This window comes from Streptomyces sp. NBC_01451 (genome assembly GCF_036227485.1).
GTDB lineage: Bacteria > Actinomycetota > Actinomycetes > Streptomycetales > Streptomycetaceae > Streptomyces.
On the sequence record NZ_CP109479.1, the window covers coordinates 7,116,722 to 7,138,224 of the forward strand.

The 21,503-nt window shown below is 70.3% G+C and carries 24 protein-coding genes and 1 pseudogene; 11 read left to right on the forward strand and 14 right to left on the reverse strand.

Annotated features, from left to right (window positions below; translation table 11 throughout):
• Nucleotides 1-85: 85 nt before the first annotated feature.
• Nucleotides 86-1,117: a MarR family winged helix-turn-helix transcriptional regulator gene (locus tag OG595_RS31275; protein WP_329277794.1), complete on the reverse strand. Its 1,032-nt coding sequence runs from the start codon at nucleotides 1,115-1,117 to the stop codon at nucleotides 86-88.
• A 189-nt stretch (nucleotides 1,118-1,306) separates the two neighbouring features.
• Between OG595_RS31275 and OG595_RS31280 the strand changes: the two genes are divergently transcribed.
• The 4 genes from OG595_RS31280 to OG595_RS31295 are packed head-to-tail and all read left to right on the forward strand — an operon-like array spanning nucleotide 1,307 to nucleotide 5,639.
• Nucleotides 1,307-2,263 carry a hypothetical protein gene (locus tag OG595_RS31280; protein WP_329277796.1) on the forward strand — a complete coding sequence of 319 codons (957 nt, stop codon included), beginning with the start codon at nucleotides 1,307-1,309 and terminating at the stop codon, nucleotides 2,261-2,263.
• Complete coding sequence (locus OG595_RS31285; protein WP_329277798.1) at nucleotides 2,260-2,781, forward strand: peptidase inhibitor family I36 protein; 522 nt, start codon at nucleotides 2,260-2,262, stop codon at nucleotides 2,779-2,781. Before OG595_RS31280 ends, OG595_RS31285 begins: the two co-directional genes overlap by 4 nt.
• A gap of 15 nt (nucleotides 2,782-2,796) precedes the next feature.
• Nucleotides 2,797-4,950, forward strand: coding sequence for a glycoside hydrolase domain-containing protein (locus OG595_RS31290; protein ID WP_329277800.1), 2,154 nt, complete (start codon nucleotides 2,797-2,799; stop codon nucleotides 4,948-4,950).
• A gap of 11 nt (nucleotides 4,951-4,961) precedes the next feature.
• Nucleotides 4,962-5,639 carry a hypothetical protein gene (locus tag OG595_RS31295; protein ID WP_329277802.1) on the forward strand — a complete coding sequence of 226 codons (678 nt, stop codon included), beginning with the start codon at nucleotides 4,962-4,964 and terminating at the stop codon, nucleotides 5,637-5,639.
• Between the two features lie 367 nt (nucleotides 5,640-6,006).
• On the opposite strand, the gene OG595_RS31300 is transcribed toward OG595_RS31295, so the two are convergent.
• The 3 genes from OG595_RS31300 to OG595_RS31310 all read right to left on the reverse strand — a co-directional run bounded on the left by OG595_RS31300 (nucleotide 6,007) and on the right by OG595_RS31310 (nucleotide 7,035).
• Nucleotides 6,007-6,222, reverse strand: coding sequence for a hypothetical protein (locus tag OG595_RS31300; RefSeq protein WP_329277804.1), 216 nt, complete (start codon nucleotides 6,220-6,222; stop codon nucleotides 6,007-6,009).
• 69 nt (nucleotides 6,223-6,291) lie between these two features.
• Nucleotides 6,292-6,534, reverse strand: coding sequence for a hypothetical protein (locus OG595_RS31305; RefSeq protein ID WP_329277806.1), 243 nt, complete (start codon nucleotides 6,532-6,534; stop codon nucleotides 6,292-6,294).
• 75 nt (nucleotides 6,535-6,609) lie between these two features.
• Nucleotides 6,610-7,035 carry a cytidine deaminase family protein gene (locus OG595_RS31310; RefSeq protein ID WP_329277808.1) on the reverse strand — a complete coding sequence of 142 codons (426 nt, stop codon included), beginning with the start codon at nucleotides 7,033-7,035 and terminating at the stop codon, nucleotides 6,610-6,612.
• A gap of 225 nt (nucleotides 7,036-7,260) precedes the next feature.
• Here OG595_RS31310 and OG595_RS31315 point away from each other — a divergent pair.
• A pseudogene (locus OG595_RS31315) lies at nucleotides 7,261-7,684 on the forward strand (DUF5937 family protein); the annotation flags it as partial.
• Between the two features lie 51 nt (nucleotides 7,685-7,735).
• On the opposite strand, the gene OG595_RS31320 reads toward OG595_RS31315, so the two are convergent.
• A complete protein-coding gene (locus tag OG595_RS31320) occupies nucleotides 7,736-8,005 on the reverse strand; it encodes a DUF6243 family protein (protein ID WP_329277809.1) in 270 nt (89 codons plus the stop codon).
• A gap of 100 nt (nucleotides 8,006-8,105) precedes the next feature.
• Here OG595_RS31320 and OG595_RS31325 point away from each other — a divergent pair, with 100 nt between their 5' ends.
• Together OG595_RS31325 and OG595_RS31330 are read left to right on the forward strand one after the other, a co-directional pair.
• Nucleotides 8,106-8,783 (forward strand): TetR/AcrR family transcriptional regulator, encoded by a 678-nt coding sequence (locus OG595_RS31325; RefSeq protein ID WP_329277811.1) that lies wholly within the window; start codon nucleotides 8,106-8,108, stop codon nucleotides 8,781-8,783.
• Nucleotides 8,784-8,972: 189 nt separating this feature from the next.
• Entirely contained in the window at nucleotides 8,973-9,722 is a 750-nt protein-coding gene (locus tag OG595_RS31330; protein WP_329277812.1) for a bifunctional DNA primase/polymerase, read from the forward strand.
• Between the two features lie 37 nt (nucleotides 9,723-9,759).
• On the opposite strand, the gene OG595_RS31335 is transcribed toward OG595_RS31330, so the two are convergent.
• The 5 genes from OG595_RS31335 to OG595_RS31355 form a co-directional block, all read right to left on the reverse strand.
• Nucleotides 9,760-10,794 (reverse strand): hypothetical protein, encoded by a 1,035-nt coding sequence (locus tag OG595_RS31335; protein WP_443073209.1) that lies wholly within the window; start codon nucleotides 10,792-10,794, stop codon nucleotides 9,760-9,762.
• Nucleotides 10,742-11,626 (reverse strand): iron uptake transporter permease EfeU, encoded by an 885-nt coding sequence (gene efeU, locus OG595_RS31340; protein ID WP_329277814.1) that lies wholly within the window; start codon nucleotides 11,624-11,626, stop codon nucleotides 10,742-10,744. Before efeU ends, OG595_RS31335 begins: the two co-directional genes overlap by 53 nt.
• Nucleotides 11,627-11,631: 5 nt before the next feature.
• Nucleotides 11,632-12,972, reverse strand: coding sequence for an iron uptake transporter deferrochelatase/peroxidase subunit (gene efeB, locus OG595_RS31345; protein ID WP_329277816.1), 1,341 nt, complete (start codon nucleotides 12,970-12,972; stop codon nucleotides 11,632-11,634).
• A gap of 15 nt (nucleotides 12,973-12,987) precedes the next feature.
• Entirely contained in the window at nucleotides 12,988-14,127 is a 1,140-nt protein-coding gene (gene efeO / locus OG595_RS31350) for an iron uptake system protein EfeO (RefSeq protein WP_329277818.1), read from the reverse strand.
• Nucleotides 14,128-14,345: 218 nt separating this feature from the next.
• Complete coding sequence (locus OG595_RS31355; RefSeq protein ID WP_329283379.1) at nucleotides 14,346-15,095, reverse strand: heme ABC transporter ATP-binding protein; 750 nt, start codon at nucleotides 15,093-15,095, stop codon at nucleotides 14,346-14,348.
• Here OG595_RS31355 and OG595_RS31360 point away from each other — a divergent pair.
• Both OG595_RS31360 and OG595_RS31365 read left to right on the forward strand, forming a co-directional pair.
• On the forward strand, nucleotides 15,090-15,410 hold the full coding sequence (locus OG595_RS31360) for a hypothetical protein (protein ID WP_329277819.1): 321 nt from the start codon (nucleotides 15,090-15,092) through the stop codon (nucleotides 15,408-15,410). The genes OG595_RS31355 and OG595_RS31360 overlap by 6 nt on opposite strands.
• A gap of 37 nt (nucleotides 15,411-15,447) precedes the next feature.
• Entirely contained in the window at nucleotides 15,448-16,092 is a 645-nt protein-coding gene (locus OG595_RS31365) for a PhzF family phenazine biosynthesis protein (RefSeq protein WP_329277821.1), read from the forward strand.
• A 1-nt stretch (nucleotide 16,093) separates the two neighbouring features.
• Here OG595_RS31365 and OG595_RS31370 read toward each other — a convergent pair whose 3' ends face one another.
• Nucleotides 16,094-16,747, reverse strand: coding sequence for a biliverdin-producing heme oxygenase (locus OG595_RS31370; RefSeq protein ID WP_329277823.1), 654 nt, complete (start codon nucleotides 16,745-16,747; stop codon nucleotides 16,094-16,096).
• A gap of 158 nt (nucleotides 16,748-16,905) precedes the next feature.
• Nucleotides 16,906-17,763 (reverse strand): type I methionyl aminopeptidase, encoded by an 858-nt coding sequence (gene map, locus OG595_RS31375; RefSeq protein ID WP_329277825.1) that lies wholly within the window; start codon nucleotides 17,761-17,763, stop codon nucleotides 16,906-16,908.
• Nucleotides 17,764-17,823: 60 nt separating this feature from the next.
• On the opposite strand from map, the gene OG595_RS31380 reads away from it, so the two are divergent.
• Nucleotides 17,824-18,054 (forward strand): hypothetical protein, encoded by a 231-nt coding sequence (locus OG595_RS31380; RefSeq protein ID WP_329277827.1) that lies wholly within the window; start codon nucleotides 17,824-17,826, stop codon nucleotides 18,052-18,054.
• Between the two features lie 106 nt (nucleotides 18,055-18,160).
• On the opposite strand, the gene OG595_RS31385 is transcribed toward OG595_RS31380, so the two are convergent.
• Together OG595_RS31385 and OG595_RS31390 are read right to left on the reverse strand one after the other, a co-directional pair.
• Nucleotides 18,161-19,453, reverse strand: a complete 1,293-nt coding sequence (locus tag OG595_RS31385) for an MFS transporter (RefSeq protein ID WP_329277829.1) — start codon at nucleotides 19,451-19,453, stop codon at nucleotides 18,161-18,163.
• 164 nt (nucleotides 19,454-19,617) lie between these two features.
• The gene (locus tag OG595_RS31390; RefSeq protein WP_329277831.1) at nucleotides 19,618-20,256 is read right to left on the reverse strand and encodes a hypothetical protein; all 639 of its coding nucleotides are present in this window, start codon (nucleotides 20,254-20,256) and stop codon (nucleotides 19,618-19,620) included.
• Between the two features lie 130 nt (nucleotides 20,257-20,386).
• Between OG595_RS31390 and OG595_RS31395 the strand changes: the two genes are divergently transcribed.
• On the forward strand, nucleotides 20,387-21,466 hold the full coding sequence (locus tag OG595_RS31395; RefSeq protein ID WP_329277833.1) for a sialidase family protein: 1,080 nt from the start codon (nucleotides 20,387-20,389) through the stop codon (nucleotides 21,464-21,466).
• The last annotated feature ends 37 nt before the right edge of the window (nucleotides 21,467-21,503 follow it).

The window sequence follows — 21,503 nt, forward strand, 5'->3', positions numbered from 1 at the left end:
CGACCGACTGGCTCCGTAGACACCGCTCAGCGGCGAAAGCTCCGCCGCCGTCAATTCCCTGGGCCGTGACAGCAGGGCGGTGTCGTTACGTCGGCCGTGTTCCGTTGTGGGCCCCGGTCGTGGGACGGGGCGGCTCGTCGTCCGGTCGGCGTCCTTCCAGCAGGGCCTGGCCGAGCGGGGTCAGCGTGTGCCACACGGTGTTCTTCACCCGCTGGCTGATGATCAGGTTCGCGTCCCGCATGGTCGCGGTGTGTTCGCTCGCCGAGGCGGTCGAGATGCTCAGCCGCCGGGCGAGCTCCCCTCCTGTGGTGCCGTCGGACGCCGCGATCTCCTCCAGGACCGCCGCGCGGGTACGTCCTAAAAGGCGTCCCAGAGCGGTCGGCCGCGGTGTCCCGGAGTCGTCCGTGAGCAGCTGGAGGCTTCGGTTGGCGGGGTACACCAGGACCGGGTTCAGCTCACCGTCTCGGAGCGTGATGGGGCGGCCCCAGCAGAAGTACGAGGGGATCAGGAGCAGTCCCCGGCCGTTCAGGACCAGATCCTGACGTACCGGGTAGTCCACCCTGAGCACCGGCGGCTCCCAGCGGGCCAGCGGATGGATGCTGCTCAGCAGCCGTTCGACGCCGCCGTCCAGGAGGTCGCGCGCCCGCAGGGCCCGTTCGCCCTCGATCACTGTGCGGATGCGGTGCCATGGGCGGCCGAGTACTCGCTGGTGGTAGCGGCGTATGGCGCCGCCGAGCCCGCGCATCGTCTCCGGCTCGCCCTGGGCCAGCCGACGTATCCATGGGGTTGCCTGGCGCCGGGCGGGCAGCAGGGCCAGTTCGCTGCGCAGCCGGGTGCGATCGACGCTCGTTATGGCGTCGACGGCGGACTCCAGGGTGGTGCCCGCGCCCGGCGTCAGGAAGTCGGGCGAGTAGCCACGCGGTGGCGCTAGCCGGCGCAGCAGGGAGATCGACGGGTCGAGCGGGTCGGGGACCGTGGCCCGCCAGGGCCCGAACACGATGTGGTCCGGTGAGCCGCCGAGCGCGTGCAGGCTCAGCAGCGTCTCCCAGGCCGGATCCGGCGCCGGGGCAAGGCGGACCCGCCCCAGATCCTCAGCAGAGAAGTAGATGTTCAGCACAGGCAGAGCCCCCCCGAGGCGACTGGTTGTTCAGTAAGAGTGCGGCGCGGGTGCGAACAGTTGCACCGTCGCGTTCACAAGGGTCCTGTGAGCCCGCTCTTTCGGCTGAGACCGAAAGTGAATGCGCCGCGAGAGTCCCCCGGACAGCCTGAAGGCGACCGATCGACGTACGGGTAGGGGGGAGACCTGGTGCGCGGATCTGCCGTGCTGTCACTGATTCCACTGCTGTTGCTCGCGACGCTCACCGCCTGTGGACCGGGTGGCGCGACCGAGCCGCCCGGGCTCGCAGCCCCTGACGCGGCGCTCCCGCGGCAGGCGACCACCGGTGAGCTGGCGACGCTGAGCCTGGCCGAGGACATCCTGGAGCGGCGTTGCATGGCCCGCGCCGGGTTCCGCCTGCCGACGGCACCCGAGCCGGCCCGGACCGGTACCGAGCCGCCACCGATGGCGCTCGTCCTCGCCGACGTGCCGTGGGCCCGCGAACACGGCTACGGCTCCCGCGTCCGTACTCCCGGGGAGACCGCCCGACTGCGGGCGAACGACCCGGTCGGGGACTACCTGCGCGCGCTGACGCCGCAGCGGCGCGCCGAGGCACTGCGCGCCTGGCAGGGCGGCGGCGTGGACACCGTCGAGGTCACCCTGCCGGGCGGCGCCACGACAGGGCGCAGCACCCGGGGGTGCACCAGCGAGGCTCGCGGAGAGCTGTACGGCGACTTCCGCACCTGGTTCGGCGCGGACGCCGTGGACCGCGGTGTCACGGCGCTGGCCATGAGCCGGGCGCAGACGGACCCGGCGTACACGAAGGCGCTGCGCCGCTGGTCGGACTGTGTGGCCGCGCGCGGACTGCCCCACGAGTCGCCGGGGGCCCTGCGGGCCGCGCTGGGCGACTCGGCGCCCGCGGCCAAGGAGGTCGAGTACGCCGTCGCGGAGGCGTCCTGTGCGGTGGGCTCCGGCCTGGCGGCGGTCGCGGGGGATGTCGAGGAACGGCATCTCGCAGAGGTGCGCGAGCGGTATCGCGCCGATGTGACCAACGCCCGGCGTATGCGGCTCGCCGCACTGCCGAAGGCGGAGCGGATCGTCCGCGACGAAGACCCGTCGCGGCACAACACCCAGAAGGACAACACCCAGAAGAGAGGCACGAGATGAAGCAATTCGTACGGAGCGTCCTGGCAACGGCGGCGGTGGTCGGGCTGGTCGCCGGAGCGGCACCCGCCATGGCCGCCTCGGACGCGCGACCGTCCGTGACGGCGGTCGGCGCCCCGACTCCGGTAAGGGCCGGCGCCGACCTCAGCGCGCTGGCCGCGGCGGACGGCGCCGACGGCTACCTCTACGCCTACGACCTGCCCAACTTCCAGGGGGACTGGTGCCGTTGGGACGGCGACGACGAGTGGTGGGGCAATGACTGCGGCAACTTCAACGACCGTGCCACGTCCGTGTGGAACAACGGGTTCCCCGGCCTGTTCAGCGAGGTCGCGCTCCGCCGTGACGTGAACCCCAGCACGAACCAGTCGTCGTTCTGCATCGAGGCGGGCAACTACTACGCCGATCTGTCGCTGGGCTACGAGAGATTCCTCGACGGCGGCTGGGCGGACAACGCGATCAGCGGGCACCGATGGTTCACCGACTACGAGGACTACGCCCACGACCCGCACTACGCCTGCTGACCGGAGGGAGGAATCATGGCCATCACCATCAATTTTCGAGACACCTGGGGGCAGTACGCCCCCAGCGACCTGCGGGCGCATGCCTCCGCGCGCCCCGAGCCCAACAGGAATCAGGGCGAGTACTGGTTCGGGAACATGGGCGTGTTCCTGCACTACCTCGGCACCGGCAGCACGAGCGATCTGCGGACGGAGGAGGACTGCCGCAAAGCGATCGTCGACGTCTACGTGAACCACAAGACCGGCGGCAAGTACAACGGAGACATCGCCTACAACTATCTCGTCTGCCCGCACGGCAACGTCTACGAAGGGCGCGGAGAGGAACGCGGTGAGGCGAACGCCGGTGAGGCCGGCCGCATCGAGGGCGTGGGGCGCAACGAGGGGTTCTACTCGATCCTTGGCATGATCCGCTCCGAGGACGTCGCGGGCGAGGCCATGCTGCGCGCGATCAGGGACCTGATCCACCGTCTGCGCAACGACGCCACCCCGCTCACCGGGAACAGGATCTTCCCGCACTCCTACGGCTACGACACCGACTGCCCCGGCAATCTGCACATGTACGCGCGGCCCGGATCGGTGGTCGACCCGTCCGCGCCATGGCGGGCGTTCCCCGACATCTACGTGTCCCGGACGCAGAGGTGGGTGAACAAGACCTACGAGACGGCACCCGGGTACGTGGCCTGCCCCGAAACCGGCTACACCGGCTGGAACACCGTCCTCGCCCTCACCCAGGGACTCCAGCACGAACACGGCATATCTCCCACCGTTCAGGCCTTCGGCCCTGGCACGTTCAACGCGGTGAAGAACCACGAGATCACGCCGGAGTTCGAGCGGAACGCGAATCTGCTGCGCCTGTACAACGGGGCACTGTGGTGCAAGGGCTACTGGGCCTCCCAGTCCCTCGGCGGATGGGGCGAGGATTCCCAGACCTCCCTCCAGCAGCTCTACGCCGACATCGGCCTCGACTACGGCAACGCCGGGCAACGCCTGGCCATGTGGCCGCACGTGCTGAAATCCCTGCTGCGCATGGACCAGTTCCGCCTCGTGCCCGGCGGCGACCCCAACGTCCGGGCGATCCAACAGCGGCTCAACTCCCGCTATGTCGCGGGCATCGGCATTCCCGCGATGAGTCTGGTGCCCTGCGACGGGATCTACTCCCGAGATGTCCAGCAGGGGCTCATGATGGCCATCCAGTACGAGATCGGGATCGCCCTGGGCTCGATCAACGGGTACTTCGGGCCGGGGACACAGGCCGCCCTCAAGGGAAGGGGATCGGCGGCTCTCTCGGGCGACCTGCGGTACCTCTTCCGTGCCGCGTGCTACTTCAACTCACCGACGTACACGGCGAACGGACAGGCGCACTACCTGGCGGCGGACATCGGCACCGATGCCCAGACCGGCACGCACCTGGGCTGGCTCCAGTCCTTCCAGAGGTTCTCGCAGATTCCCGTCACGGGACACAACGACTACACGACCTGGGCGCAGCTCCTCGTGTCGTCCGGGGACACCTCCCGCGACGCCACCGGCTGCGACTGCATCACGGAGATCACCGCGCAGCGGGGGCAGTTGCTCAAGGCCAACGGCTACTCGATCGTCGGGCGATATCTGGACGAGCACCTCGCCCCGGGTGACGACGGCTACCTCGGCAAGGCACTCAAACCGGGCGAGCCGCAGACCATTCTGAACGCCGGGCTGAGGTTCTTCCCGATCTTCCAGTACAACGGCACGGAACTCGGCAACTTCACCTACGACAAGGGCTACGACCAGGGCAGGAAGGCCCACCAGAAGGCTGTGCAGCACGGGATCGGTACCGGCACCTGCATCTACTTCGGGGTCGACTACGACGCCACCGACGAAGAGATCACCAGCCATGTGGTGCCGTACTTCAACGGCGTCAGGGCCGGGCTCACCGAGCTGGGCAGCCGCTACACGTTCGGCGTCTACGGGTCCCGCAACGTGTGCGCCCGGGTGTCGAAGGACGCCGGGGCCCGCTGGTCGTTCGTCTCCGGGATGTCCTGGGGATTCTCCGGGAACCTCGGCTTCCCGCTGCCGGAGAACTGGTCGTTCAACCAGATCCACGAGTACGAGTTCCAGGCGGGCTGGGGCCTGGACCACAACATCTGGCGCGACGGCAGCGATCCCGGTGTGTCCGCTGTCGGCCAGGGCGAATGAGGAGGAAGCAGATGATTTCCAGACGCGGTCTTCTGCGTGTCGCCGCCGGAACCGGCGTGCTCGCCATGGTGTCGGGCACGTCGATCACATCCGCCTCGGCCATCGAGCCGTCCACCGGGCAGTGGCCCGGCGAGGTGTCCGCCAACGGCTGGCGGATCGACCCCGACTCCGTCACGGTCCACCACATCCAGGGGTCCGCCGCCTCCCTCGGGCTGCGGCGCGGTGACGCCGGGGCGGTGCTGCTGCACGTCGCGCGCCGATGGCACTACGAGATCGCCGCGCTCGACACCGGCGAGGGCGGTGGTGTCACCGGCCACACCACGCGGCGCACGGTGGGGGCCGACTTCGAGTCGAACCATCTCTCCGGGACCGCTGTCGCTCTTCACCCCACCGCCTATCCGCTGAACGGAAGCGAGGGACTCTGGCCGTATCAGGAGACGATCGTGCGGGACATCCTCGCGGATTGCGACGGCACGGTCGTCTGGGGTGGTGACCTGACCCCGGTGAAAGTCTCGCACTTCCACGTCGTCGCGCGCCCCGGCGACAGGACCCTGGCGCGTGTCGCGGCCCGGCTGGACACCGGCCGGCCCACCACACTCCGGTCCCGGACAGCGGGCACGGTCGCCGACCCGGCCGCCCCGTTCCGCAGAAGCATGGCACGCCGTCTGCAACGGGCTCAGGGCGACTGAGCCGGAGAGAAAAGAGAACCGGCGAGGAAGGAGAACCGGCGAGGAAGGAGAACCGGCGAGGAAGGAGAGCGGGAGCCAGGGCCTCGATCGGCCCATGGCTCCCGCTCGTTGCTCAGGAAACCGGCGTCCTGGACTCCCGCTTCGCGACCTGGGCCATGCTCGACCGCGTCCGCGCACTGGCCGCCCGGCTGGAGCGACGTCGACGTGGACACCTTTCACGGATCGGTCGGTGGGGCTCCCGTCCACATGCCCTGTCCATGGCTCGACGGCACCCCGGCCCTGTCCATGACTCCCGCCATCTCACCCGGCGGAAGCGACGGATTGGCGTCGGCGCTGTAGGCCGGCTCGGGCTCGGTGAGGGCCTCGATCAGGCGGGGGAGGGGCAGACGTGGGTCCAGGTGTTCGGGTCGTGGCCCAGGCGCTCGATCAGGTCCGGGGTGGCTGAGGGGTCGCGGACGACCGGTTGGCGGTAGATCGGGTTCGGATGGTCGGCGTGGCGGGCGAGGCCCTCGCGGGAGAGGTTGGGGTGGCCCGTCGCCATCCGGGCGGAGAACGTTCCGCCGGACCATGCGTACACGCTCATCAGGAGGTGGGTCGAGGTCGCGGCGCAGTACCTCCTGGTCGGCGATGCCCGCCACCACCCAGTCCACGGTCATCCGTGCGTGCGGATCCACGGTGATGTCGATCGCCGTGCGTCGGGCCTGACCCGCACATACGGGATCGGGTGGGCGCGGACAGCCTCGACTGCCGACTTGGGCAGCCCCGGCCGATGGAGGGCCTGGAACGGGGGGACTTCGCCTCTGCCGTCGAAGGCGAGCAGCCGTGGCAGCAGTGATGCGGGAAGGGCCGGGTTGACGGCTACTCCGTTCAGCGCGGAGGTGTAACGGGTGACCATGCCTCAGCTTCTCCAGAGCCGTTCCTGTTGGCTCGCGGGCGGCTGGCCCAGGCACCTCGCGCGGCTCACGGCATCCTATTCGGCTTGTCCGGCGTCCAGTTGGTGGTCCGCCCAGACATACGTCTCAGGGAGCAACTCGGCGATGGGGATCGCTCGGAGGTCGTCGTCCGCGTTGCCCACGATGACCCGGAGCGTCGGGAAGTAGTCCAGGAGCACCTGTCGGCACCGGCCGCACGGTGGGACAACTCCCCGCTCGCGGTCGCCCACCGCGACGATCGTGTCCAGGTCGTACGCGCCCTGCGCGGCTGCCGTGCCGATGAGGACCAGCTCGGCGCAGGGGCCGCCGGTGAAGTGGTAGGCGTTCACGGCCGTGACGATGCGGCCGTCCTGGGCGCGGGCCGCCGCGGCCATGGTGTGGTTGTCGCCCCGGCAGCGGGTGCGGGCGATGTGCGCTGCGGCCTCGATGAGCTCGTGGTCGACGGGGTGGGGTCGGGTGGTCATCTTCTCCGCCTTCGTGGGGTGTCAGGAGACGTTGACCCGGGTGACGAGGGTGCGCAAGCCAATATCGGCCGCGGCCCGTGCTCCTCGTCCTTCTCCTCGGTCTCCTCAACCTCCTCGGTCACCTCAATTTCGTCCTTCTCGCCCATCACCGCTGCGGCGGAGACGAGCGTCGCAGCCGCGACCGCCCCGGAGAGCGGTGGGACGGTGGGGTGCGAGGGAGGACCAGGCGCGCGGCGGGAGGCCTTCGCGGAACGGCTGTTCGCGGACCCGGCCGCCGTACGGGCACGGGTGCGCGACACCCTCGAACAGTGTGCCGAGGCCTTCTCCGACGCCGCCTGGACGGACGTCGCCGTTCGGCTCGCGACCGATCTGCGCCTGATCCCCAGCGTCTTCGGCCGCCCGCACCTGGTCGCGGTCCACGCGCCCGGGTGGCAGCCGGTGATCCAGTACCCCGTGGCCGAGCCCGCACACCACCGGTGAACCGGCCCAGGTGTGGGACCTCTCACCTCCGGAGGTTTCCCGCCACCTCGCCGTCCTGCGCCGCGCGGACCCGCTCATGGTCCGGCGGTACGGCCGCTACGTCCCATACGCCCTCAATCCGCACGACCTGACGGCGCTGGAGACCGACCTGCCGACGGTCGAACTGCGGTGGGGGCTGCGGGAATTCAGGGCTCCGGGAATTCGGACGTCGGGGCTTCGGTCACTCGGCCGTCGGGTCGGCCTCGGCCGGCGCGCGTCCCTCCTGTGCGCCCTGTTCTGCGCCCACTTCCGGGCTCGGTTCTGAGCCTTCCTGTACGCGCTCCTCCTCGGCGCGCTTCTCCTGCAGCTTGCGCACCAGCTCCCGTTTCTGGGTCTGCGGGTCCGTCCCGCCGCCCGTCTGCTTGCCCCGGCTGCCGCCGCGCAGGGCGTTCTTGCCCAGGTTGCTGCGGGTACCGCCGACGCCGAGCATGTTTCCGCCACCTCGTGCCATGGTCCGTCTCCTTCGGTTCTGACGATACGTATCGTCTCGTTTGGCTCGACCCCACCCTGTGGCGAGACGCTCCGTCTTGTCAACCTGATAAATTGCCGAAATGGTCCAGAAGCCCACCCCAGCCAAACCCGCCCCAGGCGAACCCGCCCCGGCCAAACCCGGCCCCGACGCCACCCGGCGCAGTGAGAAGTCCCGTCGCGCCATCTACGACGCCGCCCTCGCGCTCATCGGTGAGGTCGGGTATCAGAAGACGACCATCGAGGGCATCGCGGCCCGGGCCGGTGTCGGGAAGCAGACCATCTACCGGTGGTGGGCCTCCAAGGGGGACGTGCTCATGGAGGCCTTCGTCGATCTGAGCGAGCAGGCCGCCGAAGCCGCCGCGCCCGGGCGGGCCTATGTCATCCCCGACACGGGTGACCTGGCCGCCGACCTCAAGGCCGTGCTGCGCCTCACCGTAGACCAACTGCTCGACCCCGTGTTCGCGGTCCCCTCCCGTGGTCTCGCCGCCGAAGGCCTCGTCAATGAGGAACTCGGCCGCAGGTACGTCGCCAAGCTGCTCGAACCCTCGCTCCAGCTCTACGTGCGACGACTGCGCGCCGCCCAGGAGGCGGGGGAGGTGCGGGCCGACATCGATCCCCGTATCGCCCTCGAACTCTTCGTCTCCCCGCTCGCCCAGCGCTGGCTCCAGTGCACCGGCCCGATCTCGTACGAGTACACGGACACCCTCGTCGACTACGCCCTCAACGGGATCGCCCCACCCGGCAACAGGGAGGAGTGAAACGGCAAGAGGTGGAATGGCCGAAAACAGCGGGTGGTAAATCATGCTAATCGATCCGAAAACAGTCCATCCCGCCTCCCGTACGCCTCGTCCCCCCTACCCCGGATGTCGGCTCCGGCCTCCCACACCGCAGGATGGTGGGAGCATGGAGCAGGCTGTCCGCACAACAGCAGCGAGGCGAGGCGATACATGAGCGCGGAGTTCGGCGGTAGTACGACGGGCCGGCAGGGCAGGATCTCCCAGTGGCTGCGTGGACGCCGTACGAATGCCCGGGAGGACGCCGCCACCGCCGCCGAGAGCGGGCGCCGTGAGGAACTGCTGCTCGCCGTCGCCCGTGCCGGACTGCCCCTCGCGCCGGCCGCGCACCCCTCCGCCTACCGGTGTTCCTGTGACCGCGTAGGCTGCCCCACCCCCGCCCGGCACCCGATCTCCTTCGCCTGGCACACGCAGTCCACCACCGACCGCGCCCAGATCGAGCGTTGGGCCAGGCACCAGCCGCAGGCCAACTTCATCACCGCGACCGGCATAGTGCACGACGTTCTCGACGTGCCCCTCGAAGCGGGCCGCGAGGCACTGGAGCGGCTGCTGGGGGCCGGCATCGAGGTCGGTCCCGTCGCCGAGAGCGACGACGGACGGCTCCTGTTCTTCACCCTCACGCGCGGCACCCCCGACGACGAGGACGAGTGGTGGCCCTGCGAACTGGACTGCCACCCCGAGACCATGGACGAGCATCCGGGCCTGCGTTGGCACTGCCGGGGGTCCTACGTCCTCGTACCGCCCGCCCGGTTGCCAGGTGACCAGGGCGTGTACTGGGTGCGTGGACCGGAGTTCGCCCTGCCCGACCCGCTGAGCCTGCTCGAAGTCCTCACCGACGCCTGCGCCCGGTACGCGGGCGAGGAGCCCGACCACGCCACCGCGGCCTGGCCCCACCGGAACTGAGACCGACGAGGTCGGACTGCCGCCCCGCAGGCCGGAGTCACTCGCCCTGTGCCGCCGTCAGACCCTGGATGCGGCTCAGGAACTCCACACCCTGGTTCGCGGCGCTCCTCCCCGGGTCGAGCACCACCTGGTTCGACACGAACTCCAGTGTCAGCGACTGCTTGATCTCGCCCGTCGTCAGCGCCAGCACACTGTCGCTCTGCGCCGGGATCGACGTGCCCTGCGCGGCCGTCAGCTTCTCGTAGTGGTGCGTGGCGAAGAAGACCAGCGCGCCGCCGTCCGCCGTCCGCAGGCCCAGCGGGGCGAAGTCGCCCTTGCCGAGCGGCTCGTCGATGTACTGGGTGACGAGCCCGGGCTTGATGGCGCTCTTCTTGCGCTGCTCCACCCAGCCGCTCGTGTGCACGCCCGGCGCGAAGACGTCGCCGCCGCCGTCCTTCAGATAGGTCGCGTAGTCCGCGCTCAAGTCCTTCGGGGCGACGGCCAGTTCGGCCGAGTTCACCGTCACCGGCTCCGCGAGGCCGTCCTTGTCCGTCTTGAACACCGGTACGTCGTCCGGGTCGAGGAGCGTCAGATACGCCACCGCCCACGGCTCGGCCACGTTGCTGCGCGTGAACACCAGCAGCCAGCGCGCCTCGTTGCCCTTGTTGGCGTCGGCGTTCGCGACGAACCAGCGCGGCCAGCCCGCCTTCTTCGGGATCGTGAACCGGGCGTCCGTGAACTCCAGCGGTACGTGCGACGAGTTGCCGGCCGGGCTGACCTCGTGACCGGCGTCCAACCGGGCGGCGTCGATCGCGCCCAGGGCGCCGGTGACGTAGTCGGCGTCCAGGGCACGGTCGTACGCCTTGTCCGCCTTGTTGTACGCGGCGGTGAAGTCCTTCAGCGCCTCCGCGGCCTCCGTCGGGGTCGCCGCCGGGAGCACCTCGCGCTCGCCGTGCACCACGACACAGCCGCTCGCGGCCAGGGCCAACACGGTCACCGAGGCCGCTGCGAGGCCGCTGCGCCCCAGAAGACCCCGAGCTCTACGAGGCGTTCGTGGACCTAGAGGGCTGCGACCCCTGCTCACCGTGCTCATCAGCTGGCTCCACCTTCCCCTTCCCGGAGGCGAACCCTACCGGGGCCAGGAAGATCGCGAGCGTCGGGATCAGGTACAGCGCCCACACCGTGACCTGGAGGACGGTCGGGTCCGGCTGGAAGTTGAGGACGCCCTTGAGGAGCGTGCCGTACCAGCTGTCCGGCGGGATCGTCCCGCTGATGTCGAAGGCCTTGTTCGTCAGGCCGGGCACCCAGTCGGCCTCCTGGAGGTCGTGGAAGCCGTAGGCGAGGACGCCCGCCGCGACCACGACCAGCATGCCGCCGGTCCAGGTGAAGAACCTGGACAGGTTGATGCGCAGGGCACCCCGGTAGAAGAGGTAGCCGAGCAGGATCGCCGTCGCGATGCCCAACAGCACACCGATCAGGGGTCCTTCGGTGCCGTCGCTGGACGCCCGTACGGACGCCCACACGAACAGGGCGGTCTCCAGGCCCTCCCGGCCCACCGCCAGGAACGCGGTCGCGACCAGCGCGCCCGTGCCCATCTGGAGGGCCGCGTCCAGCTTGCCGTGCAGCTCCGCCTTGAGATGCCGGGCCGTGCGCCGCATCCAGAAGACCATCCACGTCACCAGCCCCACGGCGATGATCGACAGCGAGCCGCCGAGCGCCTCCTGCGCCTCGAACGTCAGCTCCTGGGAGCCGAATTCGAGCGCGCAGCCGAAGCCGAGTGCCAGGGTGACGGCGACCCCGATGCCGATCCAGATCGGCTTCAGGGCGTCCCGGCGGTCCGTCTTCACCAGGTAGGCGATGAGGATGCAGACGACGAGACTGGCTTCCAGGCCCTCGCGCAGACCGATCAGATAGTTCGCGAACACGGCGCCTACGCCTCCTTGGAGGACTTGGAGGGTTCCGAGAACAGTGCCCGGCCCCACCAGTCGTCCTTGTCCCGGACGCCCGGAGGAACCGCGAAGACCGCCGAACCCACGTGCTGGATGTACTCGTTGAGCGCGTCGGTCGCGAGGTTGCGCTGCACCGGGATGAAGCCCTTGCGGATGTCGCGCATGTAGGCGAGGAAGAACAGGCCCGCCTCCAGGCGGCCGAGGCCGTCCGTGCCGTCCGTGAAGGAGTAGCCGCGGCGCAGCAGGGTCGCCCCGTGGTTGGAGTCGGGGTGCGCGAGCCGGACGTGTGCGTCGGGCTTCATCGCCTTGAGGAACGGCTCGTCGCGCTCCTTCGCCTTGCCGACCGGGGCACCCTCGCCCTTGTCGCGCCCGAAGATGTCCTCCTGCTCCTGCAACGAGGTCCGGTCCCAGGGCTCGATGTGCATCCGGATGCGCCGCGCGACGAGATACGAACCCCCTTCCATCCAGGCCGAGTTGTCGTCGGTGTCCGCGCCGTCCACCCACACGAACTTCTTCAGCCGGGCCGTCTCGGTGCCCGCGATGTTGCGGGTGCCGTCCTTGAAGCCCAGCAGGTTGCGCGGGGTCTGCTCCTCCGGCGTCGTCGACGACGTCTTGCCGAAGCCGAGCTGCGACCAGCGCACCGAGACCTTGCCGAAGCCGATCCGGGCCAGGTTGCGGATCGCGTGCACCGCGACCTGCGGATCGTCCGAGCATGCCTGCACGCACACATCGCCGCCGCTGCGGTTCCTGTCCAGGTTGTCGCCGGGGAACTGCGGCAGATCGACCAGTGCGTCGGGCCGCCGGTCCGCCATCCCGAGCTTCTCGAACAGGCCGGGCCCGAACCCGATCGTCAGCGTCAGCCGTGACGGCTTCAGCCCCAGCGCCTGACCGGTGTCGTCCGGCGGAGCCTCGGCGAGACCGCCGTACGCGCCCTCGCCGACGGTCTGCCCGGCGGTCATCCGGCGGGCCGCAGCGGTCCAGTCCTTGAGCATCTGGGCGAACTCGGCGCGGTCGTCCGTCGCCAGGTCGAACGCGGCGAAGTGGAGCCTGTCCTGCACCGGCGTCGCGATACCCGCCTGGTTGTCGCCGTGGAAGCCGATGGCTCCGCCCGCGTCCGCGGCGACCGTCTGTACGTCGTCGCTGCTCCGGGTCATCGCCACGGCGCCCCCGGCCACCGCGGCCCCGAGCGCGAGCCCGGCCCCGCCCCAGCCGATCAGCGCCCGCCGCGAGGTACCGCCCTCGGCGCTGGCGGCCGTACTGGCATCCGTACCGGCCCCGGTACCGCCTTCGGTCGTCTCCGGTGTCCCTGGTGTCTCCGTCATGACAGTCGGTCCCCTCTACTTCACGACGGCGGCGGCGAGCTTGGACAGCGGCTCGGCGAGCGCGTTCACCGCGTCCGAGAGCTGCTTGCGGTCGGTCTCGCCGACCTTGTCGTACGAGGTGAAGTCGTACGAGTTCTTGTCCGTGCGGTACTTGTCGAGCAGCGTGTTCAGGGCGGCGAACTGCTTGTCCAGCTCCGTGACCAGCGCCGCGTCGTTCTCCTTCGCTACCGGCTTGAGCAGCTCGTAGGACTGCTCGGCGCCCTCCACGTTGGCCTTGAAGTCGACCAGGTCGGTGTGCGAGTAGCGCTCCTCCTCGCCGGTGACCTTGCCGGTGGCGACCTCGTCGAGGAGTTCCTTGGCGCCGTTGGCCATCGAGGTCGGGGTGATCTCCGCCTTGCCGACCCGCTTCTGCCAGTCCGTGAGGTCGGTGATCAGCTCGTCGGCGAGGGCCTTGTCCTCGGCGGTGATCTTCTTGTCCTCCCAGAGGGACTTCTCCAGGCGGTGCCAGCCGGTGAACTTCTGGCCGGCCTCCAGACCGTCCGCGCGGACGTCGACCTTGGGGTCGATGTCACCGAAGGACTCGGCGACCGGCTCGGTGCGCTCCCAGCCGATCCGGGAGGGCGCGTACGCCTTCTTCGCGGCGTCCAGGTCGCCGGCCTTGACGGCGGCGGCGAAGGTCTTCGCCAGCGGCAGCGTCGCGTCCGCCTGCTCCTGCGCGTACTTGCGGTAGGCGGCGACGGCCGCGTCCAGGCGCGGGTCGCGCTTGGCGACCTTGCCGCCGGTCGCCTTCACGGCCTGCCGGATGCCGTCGCCCTTCATACCGGGCTTGCAGGCGATCGTGTAGTCGCCGGCCTTCACCTCGGCGGTGACCTTCTGCTTGGTGCCGGGGCCGATGTTCTCGCGCTCGGTGACGATCCGGTCGTCCGGGAAGAGGACGTAGACCTCGGTGACCTTGGAGCCCTTGTTCTGGATGTCCAGCTCGATGTGCCCGGCCGGGAACTCCTTCTTCGAGACCTCGCACTTGTCGTCCGTCGCGGTGACGCTGATGACCCCGTCGCCGCTCCCGGAGCTGCCCTTCTCCGTGCACCCCGTGACGGCTGCCAGAGCCGCCGCGGTGGCGGCGGCGGTGACGACGGAGAGTCTGACGGCTCGCATGCGGGCTCCTGAGAATCACGAGTGGCGAAAAAACGACGTGTCCGGGCTCACACAGGTTTGGTGAGGCGGCCCTAACTTACCTAAGGCTTGCCTCAGTGATACCCGGGCAATCGGTGATTCACCTCTCATGGGTCGCCTATGGCACGCTCCGATCACAGCGGGTTAATCACGACCTAAAGAAGGTCTAAAGCAAAACCCATGCATAGGCAATGCACAGGTCAAGAGTGCCGGACCGGCGAGATCAGGACAGCTCCGGTACGCGGATGCGGAAACACCTCGATGGGCCGGCGGTAGACCTCCGACAGCACGCGCTCGTCGAAAATCCGGTCGGGCGGCCCGTCCGCCACCACCCGCCCGGCGCTCAGGATCGCGACCCGGTGCGCGTACGCCGCCGCGAGCCCCAGATCGTGCAGGACGACCACCACCGCGTCCCCGGCCCGCGCCCGCTCCCGGCACACCCGCAGCACCAGCTCCTGGTGACGCAGGTCCAGCGCGGCGGTCGGCTCGTCGAGCAGCAGCAGCGGCGCCCGCTGGGCGAGCACCCGGGCCGGCGTCACCCGGGCCCGCTCCCCGCCGCTGAGCGCCGAGAACGGCCGTACGGCGAACTCGGCCACCTCGGCGGCCCCCATCGCCGCGGCCACCGCCACGTCGTCCTCGCCCTCCCGCTCCGTACCGGCCCAGGGCGCCCGGCCCATCCGGACGACCTCCTCGACGGCGAACGGGAAGGACAGCGCCGCCGCCTGCGGCAACACCGCCCGGCGCAGCGCGAGTTCGGCCGCCGACCACTTCTCGGTGGACCGGCCGTGAATCCGTACGACCCCTGCGGCGGCCGGAAGATCGGCGGCGAGCGCGCCCAACAGGGTCGACTTTCCGGCCCCGTTGGGCCCCACGAGGGCCAGCACCTCTCCGGCGCGGACGGTCACGTCGACACCGGCCAGCACCTCCCGCGCCCCGAGCCGTACGTGCAGCCCGGCGGCGTCAGCGAGGACGTCGCCGTCGCCGAGGGCGCCGAACTCCCGGGCGGCGACGGCGGATCGGACTCCACGGCCGGCTCCTCCGGCACGGCAGGCGCCACCGGCGGTTCCTCCGGTACCACGGGCGGTTCCGGTACGACGGGCTCGACGACCGGTGGTACGGGCTCGACGACCGGCGGTGTGACCGGCGGCCTCGCGTCCACCGGTGCGGGCGTTCCGGCGGGTCCGCTGGGTACGGCCGCGGCGGTGACGGTGGCGGCGGGCGCGGCTGTGGTCGTGGCGGTCCGGCGCAGGCGTACCGACGCGTAGTTGGTGGCGTCCGGCACCTGGGTGTTTGAATGCGCGCGTGACTGACTACGACGTACTCCGCGTCTTCTGCGCCCCCAACGGGGGATACGGCAACGAACTGGGCGTGGTCCGTGAGGGCTCCGTCATGCCGGAGCGGAGCGAGCGGCAGGCGTTCGCGGCGAAACTCGGCTTCAGCGAGACCGTGTTCGTCGACGATCCCGAGCGCGGGATCATCGACATCTACACGCCCACCCTGCGCCTGCCCTTCGCCGGCCACCCCTGCGTCGGTACGGCCTGGCTGCTCGACGTGCCGGAACTGGTCACACCGGCCGGGCTGGTGGGGGCACGGCTGGACGGGGAGTTCAGCTGGATCGAGGCGCGGGCGGAGTGGGTACCGGCGCGGACGCTGCGACGGTACGGGTCGGCCGCGGAGGTCGACGCGCTGGAGGTGCCGCCGAAGGGGGAGTGGATCTACGCGTGGGCCTGGGAGGACGAGGCCGCGGGCCGGGTTCGGGCCCGCGCCTTCCCCGGGCGTGACGACGGGATCGCCGAGGACGAGGCGACGGGGGCGGCGGCGCTGTTGCTCACGGACCAGCTGGGCCGGGCGCTCAACATCACGCAGGGCAAGGGGTCGCAGATACTCACGGCGCCGCAGCCGATGGGGTGGGTGGAGGTCGGGGGCCGGGTGTTCCTGGAACGCTGAGTCACGCGGACAGGGGGAACTCCTCGCCCAGGGCGCGGAAGACGCCCGTGTTCAGTGCGAACGCCCGCTTGCACTCCGCGACCACTCGCTGTCTCTCCAGCTCGTCCACCGCGGTGCCCGCCCGGTCCAGCAGTTCGCGGTAGCCGCGCTTGAAGGCGGCCGGGTTGGTGATCTCCTCGAACACGTAGAAGCGGACGCCGTCGCCCTTGCGTGCGAAGCCCCAGGTCTTCTCGGCCCTGTCGCGGATGATCTGGCCCCCCGAGAGGTCCCCGAGGTAGCGCGTGTAGTGGTGGGCGACGTAGCCGGCCGGCCACTCCCGGGCGCACTCCGCGACCCGTTCCGCGTACGCCCGTGTCGCGGGCAGCGCGGTGAGCGTCGTACGCCAGTCGGGGCCGCGCAGATGCGCCAGGTCCTTCTCCAGTGCCGTCAGCCGCATCAGCTCGGGCTGGACGAAGGGGCCCGCCACCGGGTCCGGCACCAGCCGGTGCGCGCCGGCCTCCAGGGCCTCGTACACGAACCACAGCTGCTCGGTGTAGCGCGCGTACGCCTCCACGCCGAGCCTGCCGCCGAGCAGGTCGCCCATGAACGTCGAGGTCTCCGCCTCCACGTGCTGTTCGTGGGACGCGGTGCGGATGACTGTCGAGAAGGAGTCCATGACGCATATCCTCTAAGGTAAGGCTAACCTTAGTCAATACTTTACCGACGGACTGTCGGCAAAAGCGTACCCGGAGACGCCGCGAGCCCGCCCCCGGGAAGGGGACGGGCTCGCGCGTCCGGCAGGACGGCCGGCAGACGGCCGGGTGGCCGGGTGGGCTACGGCAGAGTCAGGATCTCCGCGCCCGTGTCCGTCACCACGAGCGTGTGCTCGAACTGGGCAGTGCGCTTGCGGTCCTTCGTGACGACGGTCCAGCCGTCGTCCCACATGTCGTAGTCGTACGAACCCAGCGTCAGCATCGGCTCGATGGTGAAGGTCATGCCGGGCTGGATGATCGTCGTGGCGTGCGGACTGTCGTAGTGCGGGACGATCAGCCCGGAGTGGAACGACGAGTTGATGCCGTGCCCGGTGAAGTCCCGGACGACGCCGTAGCCGAAGCGCTTGGCGTACGACTCGATGACCCGGCCGATGATGTTGATCTGGCGTCCCGGCCTGACCGCCTTGATCGCCCGGTCCAGGGACTCACGGGTGCGCTCCACCAGCAGCCGGGACTCCTCGTCGACGTCCCCGACCAGGTACGTCGCGTTGTTGTCGCCGTGCACCCCGCCGATGTACGCCGTCACGTCGAGGTTGACGATGTCCCCGTCCCGCAGAACCGTGGAGTCGGGGATGCCGTGACAGATGACCTCGTTGACGGACGTGCACAGCGACTTGGGGAAGCCGCGGTAGCCGAGGGTGGACGGATAGGCGCCGTGGTCGCACATGTAGTCGTGCGCCACCCGGTCCAGCTCGTCGGTGGTCACACCGGGCGCGATGAGCTTCGCGGCCTCCGCCATCGCCCGCGCGGCGATCCGCCCGGCGGTCCGCATCGCCTCGATCGTCTCGGGCGTCTGCACCTCCGCCCCGGTGTACGGGGTCGGCGCGGGCTTGCCGACGTACTCGGGGCGACGGATGTTCCCGGGCACGGAACGGATGGGAGAGAGCTCCCCTGGTACGAGCAGTGACTGGCCAGACATGCCAGCGAGTTTAACGAGCCCTGGTGGGGGACGATGACCCTGGTGAAAGGAGTCCCAACCATGGCTCTGTTCAAGAAGCGCACGGCCGGCAAACCGGGCGAGTGGTACTACTGCCTGGAGCACAAGAAGGTCGAGGAGGGCCCGGACTGCCCGGGCAAGGACCGCTTCGGCCCGTACACCACCCGGGCCGAGGCCGAACACGCGATGGAGACGGCCCGCGAACGCAACCTCCAGTGGGAGAACGACCCCAAGTGGCACGATGCGCAGGCGCGCGGCGAGGACGAGGACTGACGGTCGGGGTGGGTGGGGGCGGTTTTTGGGTGCGGGCGCGGGTGCGGGTGCGCTGTGGCTGGTCGCGCCCACGCGGCGGAGCCGCAGATGTCACAGCCCCGCGCCCCTAGGGGGTTGCCGCCAGGCCTGTCGCAGACTCCCGCTGCTTCCGCAGGCGCAGCGCGTGCTCGTTCGTCCGCACGTCGTACCGCATCAGGCCCGGCAGGCACAGGGCCAGCAGCCCCACCCCGGCCACGCACGCGAGCCCGCCCGACCACATGGACGCCCGCACCCCGCGCCACGCGGCCACGCCACCGGCCCTGACCTGGCCGAGCTGAGGGCCGACCGAGTAGGAGAGCAGCTCGATGCCGGCGAGGCGTCCGCGCAGCTCGTCCGGGATCGTCTGGTTCCACATCGCGCCCCGGAAGATCCCGCTGACCATGTCGAAACAGCCGCCGAGGAGCAGGCACAGCAGCACCAGCCACACATTGCCGACGATCCCGGAAACGGCGATCGCCAGCCCCCACCCCGCCGCCCCGAGCACGACCATCCGGCCGTGCCGGTGCACCCGTGAGGTCCAGCCGCTGGTGAGACTCACGAGGAGGGAACCGGCCGGGATCGCCGCGTACATCAGCCCGAGCGACCACTCGGCGTCCAGCTCGTCGGCGAGGAACGGCAGCACGGCCAGCGGCATCGCGAGGAACATCGCGGCGAGGTCGACGGCGTACGTCCCGAGGAGCTCCTTGCGGTTCCACGCGTACCGGGCGCCCTCCGCGATGGACCGCAGCGACGGCTTCACGGCCTCGTGGGAGGCGGGGGAGGAGGCGAGCCCCACGACGAACAGCAGGGACACGGCGAAGGTGACCAGGTCGACGGCGTACGCCCAGCCGAGCCCCGCATACGCCACGACCACCCCGGCGAGAGCCGGTCCCGCCACTCCGCCGACCGTCCAGCGCAGCGAGTTCAGCGAGGCGGCGGCCGGCAGCTGCTCATGGGCGACGACCCGAGGCATCAGTGAGTCGAGCGCCGGCCGCTGCACCGACCCGAGGGCGGAGGTGAGCGCGGCGACCACGTACAGCGGCCAGACCAGCGGCTCGGGCAGCACCGCGTTCACGAGCAGTACGGCGCACAGCACCCCCTGCCCCGCCTCCGTCCACAGGATCAGCTTCCGCTTGTCCGCCGCGTCGGCCAGTGCCCCGCCGTACAGCCCGAACACGATCAACGGGACCAGCTCCACGGCCCCGATCGCCCCGACCGCGGCGGCCGACCCGGTCAGCTCCTTCATCTGCACCGGCAGCGCGACGAAGGTCAGGAAACTCCCGAAGTTGGTGATCAGCCCCGACAGCCAGAGCTTCCGGAAATCCGCGGAGGCCCGCCAGGGAGAGAGATCGGGGAGGAGAGCACGGAGGAGGGAGGTCACGTGGGGTCATGCTGAGCGGTGGGGAGACACGGGGCAACAGGTTTTCGCCGGGCGGGGGGGTGAGGGGCGACTGCTTTCGCCGGGTGGGGAGAGAGGGGGGGGCTTCTGTTGTTCTGCCGGAGGCAGGTGAGGGGGCGGGACGGATGGGTGGGTGGGAAATGTTGTTACCAGCGGGTGGGCGGCGGTGCCGTCAGGACGTCCGCCAGCCGGGCCAGACGGTCACGGAAACCCCGGCGCCCCCGACCGACAGGCACCGCGTTCTCCCCGGCCGCCGCGCTCACCAGGTGCTGCACGGTGTCCAGGTCCAGCTCCAACCCGTCAGGCACCGCCAGCGACTCGTGCGCCATCGACACCAACTCCCCCTCACCCGAACCCGATCCCGATCCCGGCTCCGGTCCTGACCTCGCCCCCAGCACCATCACCTTCGCCCCACCCCGTCGGGCGTCATGAACCCGCTCCAGCAGGGCGCCGCCCACCTCCTCCGGCGCCACCACCAGCAACGTCTCACCCCGCCGCGCCGCCTCGATCCGCCCGAGCCCGACCGACAGCTGCCCGGGACCGGACGCCCGCGGGTCGTGCCGTACGAGCGTCGGGGCCAGTTCGGGCGTCCCCGACCAGGTCGCCTCGTCCACCAGATGCGCCGCCAAATGCCACGGCTCGTACGACGGCGTCCCCACCAGCAACAAGCCGCCCCCGTACGACACCACGGACCCCCGCAACGCCCCCGCGAACCTCCGCGTGGCCCCCAACCACTCGGTTCCAGCGAGCACTTCGCGCAACAGCGCGACCCGTACGGCGTCCATGACCGCGCATCCTGCCCCAACAGGCAACTCGCGGCGCGCCCTTCACCATGATTTCGCCCAACCTGGGTAAGAACACGAACCACTACCCGTACGGACAGTCACCGTCACCGCCCATGGCAAGGAGCCGCACATGACAGTCGTGGAGACAAGCATTCCCTTCTGGGCAGGCCAGGAGGGCTATGCGAGTTACCGCATCCCGGCCGTCGTCGTCACCCACGCCGGCACCGTGCTCGCCTTCTGCGAGGGCCGGGTCGACTCCGCCTCGGACCACGGTCACATCGACATCGTGCTGAAGCGGTCCACGGACGGCGGCCGAACCTGGGGCCCGCTCACCGTCGCCGCCAACAACGGCGTCAACCTCGCCGGCAACCCCGCCCCCGTCGTCCTCGACACCGGCCGCATCCTGCTCGTGTACGTCCGCGCCTCGGGTTCGGTCACCGAGAAGGACATCCTGCTCGGCAACGTGCCGGCCGCGGAAGGACGCCGCGTCTGGGTGCGCCACAGCGACGACGACGGCGTCACCTGGTCCTCCTCCGTGGAGATCACCGCCCAGGTGAAGAACCCGGAGTGGCGCTGGTACGCCACCACCCCCGGCCACGCCATCCAGCTGAGCACCGGCCGGGTCGTCGTCGCCGCCAACCACACGATCCCGCCCACCGGGGCGGACCTGGGCAACGAGGCCCGCTACAACAGCGGCCACTGTCTGCTCAGCGACGACCGCGGCGAGACCTGGCGCATCGGGTACCTCGACGAGAACACCAACGGCTACATCAACGTCAACGAGACCACCGCGGCCGAACTCCCCGACGGCCGCGTCTACTTCAACACCCGCAACGACTCCCCGTCCCCCGGCAACCGCGCCGACGCCCACTCCACGGACGGCGGCCAGACCCTCGTCAAACCCTTCCGCCCGCAGGCCGGCCTGCCCGCCCCCGTCTGCCAGGCCAGCGTGCTCCAGCTCCGCGACCCCGACCTGCTCCTCTTCTCCGGCCCCGCCGACCCCGCCGCCCGCGCCCTGATGACCATCCGGGTCTCCACCGACGGCGGCACCACCTGGCGCCCGGCGCACACGGTGAACGGCCTGCCCGCCGCCTACTCCGACCTCGTCCGCGTCGACGCCGACACCGTCGGGCTCCTCTTCGAGACCGGCGACTTCGGCCCGTACGAAAGGATCCCCTTCCGCCGGGTCCCCGTGACCCAGCTCACCTGACCCCATGGCCACGCGGCCACGGACGTAAAGTCGGCCC

Coding starts and splice junctions, on each gene's coding strand:
- efeO (WP_329277818.1), bottom strand. CDS start 14,127: ATGCGAGCCGTCAGACTCTCCGTCGTCACCGCCGCCGCCACCGCGGCG.
- map (WP_329277825.1), bottom strand. CDS start 17,763: ATGTCTGGCCAGTCACTGCTCGTACCAGGGGAGCTCTCTCCCATCCGT.
- OG595_RS31370 (WP_329277823.1), bottom strand. CDS start 16,747: ATGGACTCCTTCTCGACAGTCATCCGCACCGCGTCCCACGAACAGCAC.
- OG595_RS31295 (WP_329277802.1), top strand. CDS start 4,962: ATGATTTCCAGACGCGGTCTTCTGCGTGTCGCCGCCGGAACCGGCGTG.
- OG595_RS31335 (WP_443073209.1), bottom strand. CDS start 10,794: ATGAGCACGGTGAGCAGGGGTCGCAGCCCTCTAGGTCCACGAACGCCT.
- OG595_RS31380 (WP_329277827.1), top strand. CDS start 17,824: ATGGCTCTGTTCAAGAAGCGCACGGCCGGCAAACCGGGCGAGTGGTAC.
- efeB (WP_329277816.1), bottom strand. CDS start 12,972: ATGACGGAGACACCAGGGACACCGGAGACGACCGAAGGCGGTACCGGG.
- OG595_RS31330 (WP_329277812.1), top strand. CDS start 8,973: ATGAGCGCGGAGTTCGGCGGTAGTACGACGGGCCGGCAGGGCAGGATC.
- OG595_RS31285 (WP_329277798.1), top strand. CDS start 2,260: ATGAAGCAATTCGTACGGAGCGTCCTGGCAACGGCGGCGGTGGTCGGG.
- OG595_RS31390 (WP_329277831.1), bottom strand. CDS start 20,256: ATGGACGCCGTACGGGTCGCGCTGTTGCGCGAAGTGCTCGCTGGAACC.
- OG595_RS31395 (WP_329277833.1), top strand. CDS start 20,387: ATGACAGTCGTGGAGACAAGCATTCCCTTCTGGGCAGGCCAGGAGGGC.
- OG595_RS31290 (WP_329277800.1), top strand. CDS start 2,797: ATGGCCATCACCATCAATTTTCGAGACACCTGGGGGCAGTACGCCCCC.
- OG595_RS31305 (WP_329277806.1), bottom strand. CDS start 6,534: ATGGTCACCCGTTACACCTCCGCGCTGAACGGAGTAGCCGTCAACCCG.
- OG595_RS31300 (WP_329277804.1), bottom strand. CDS start 6,222: ATGAGCGTGTACGCATGGTCCGGCGGAACGTTCTCCGCCCGGATGGCG.
- OG595_RS31320 (WP_329277809.1), bottom strand. CDS start 8,005: ATGGCACGAGGTGGCGGAAACATGCTCGGCGTCGGCGGTACCCGCAGC.
- OG595_RS31325 (WP_329277811.1), top strand. CDS start 8,106: ATGGTCCAGAAGCCCACCCCAGCCAAACCCGCCCCAGGCGAACCCGCC.
- OG595_RS31310 (WP_329277808.1), bottom strand. CDS start 7,035: ATGACCACCCGACCCCACCCCGTCGACCACGAGCTCATCGAGGCCGCA.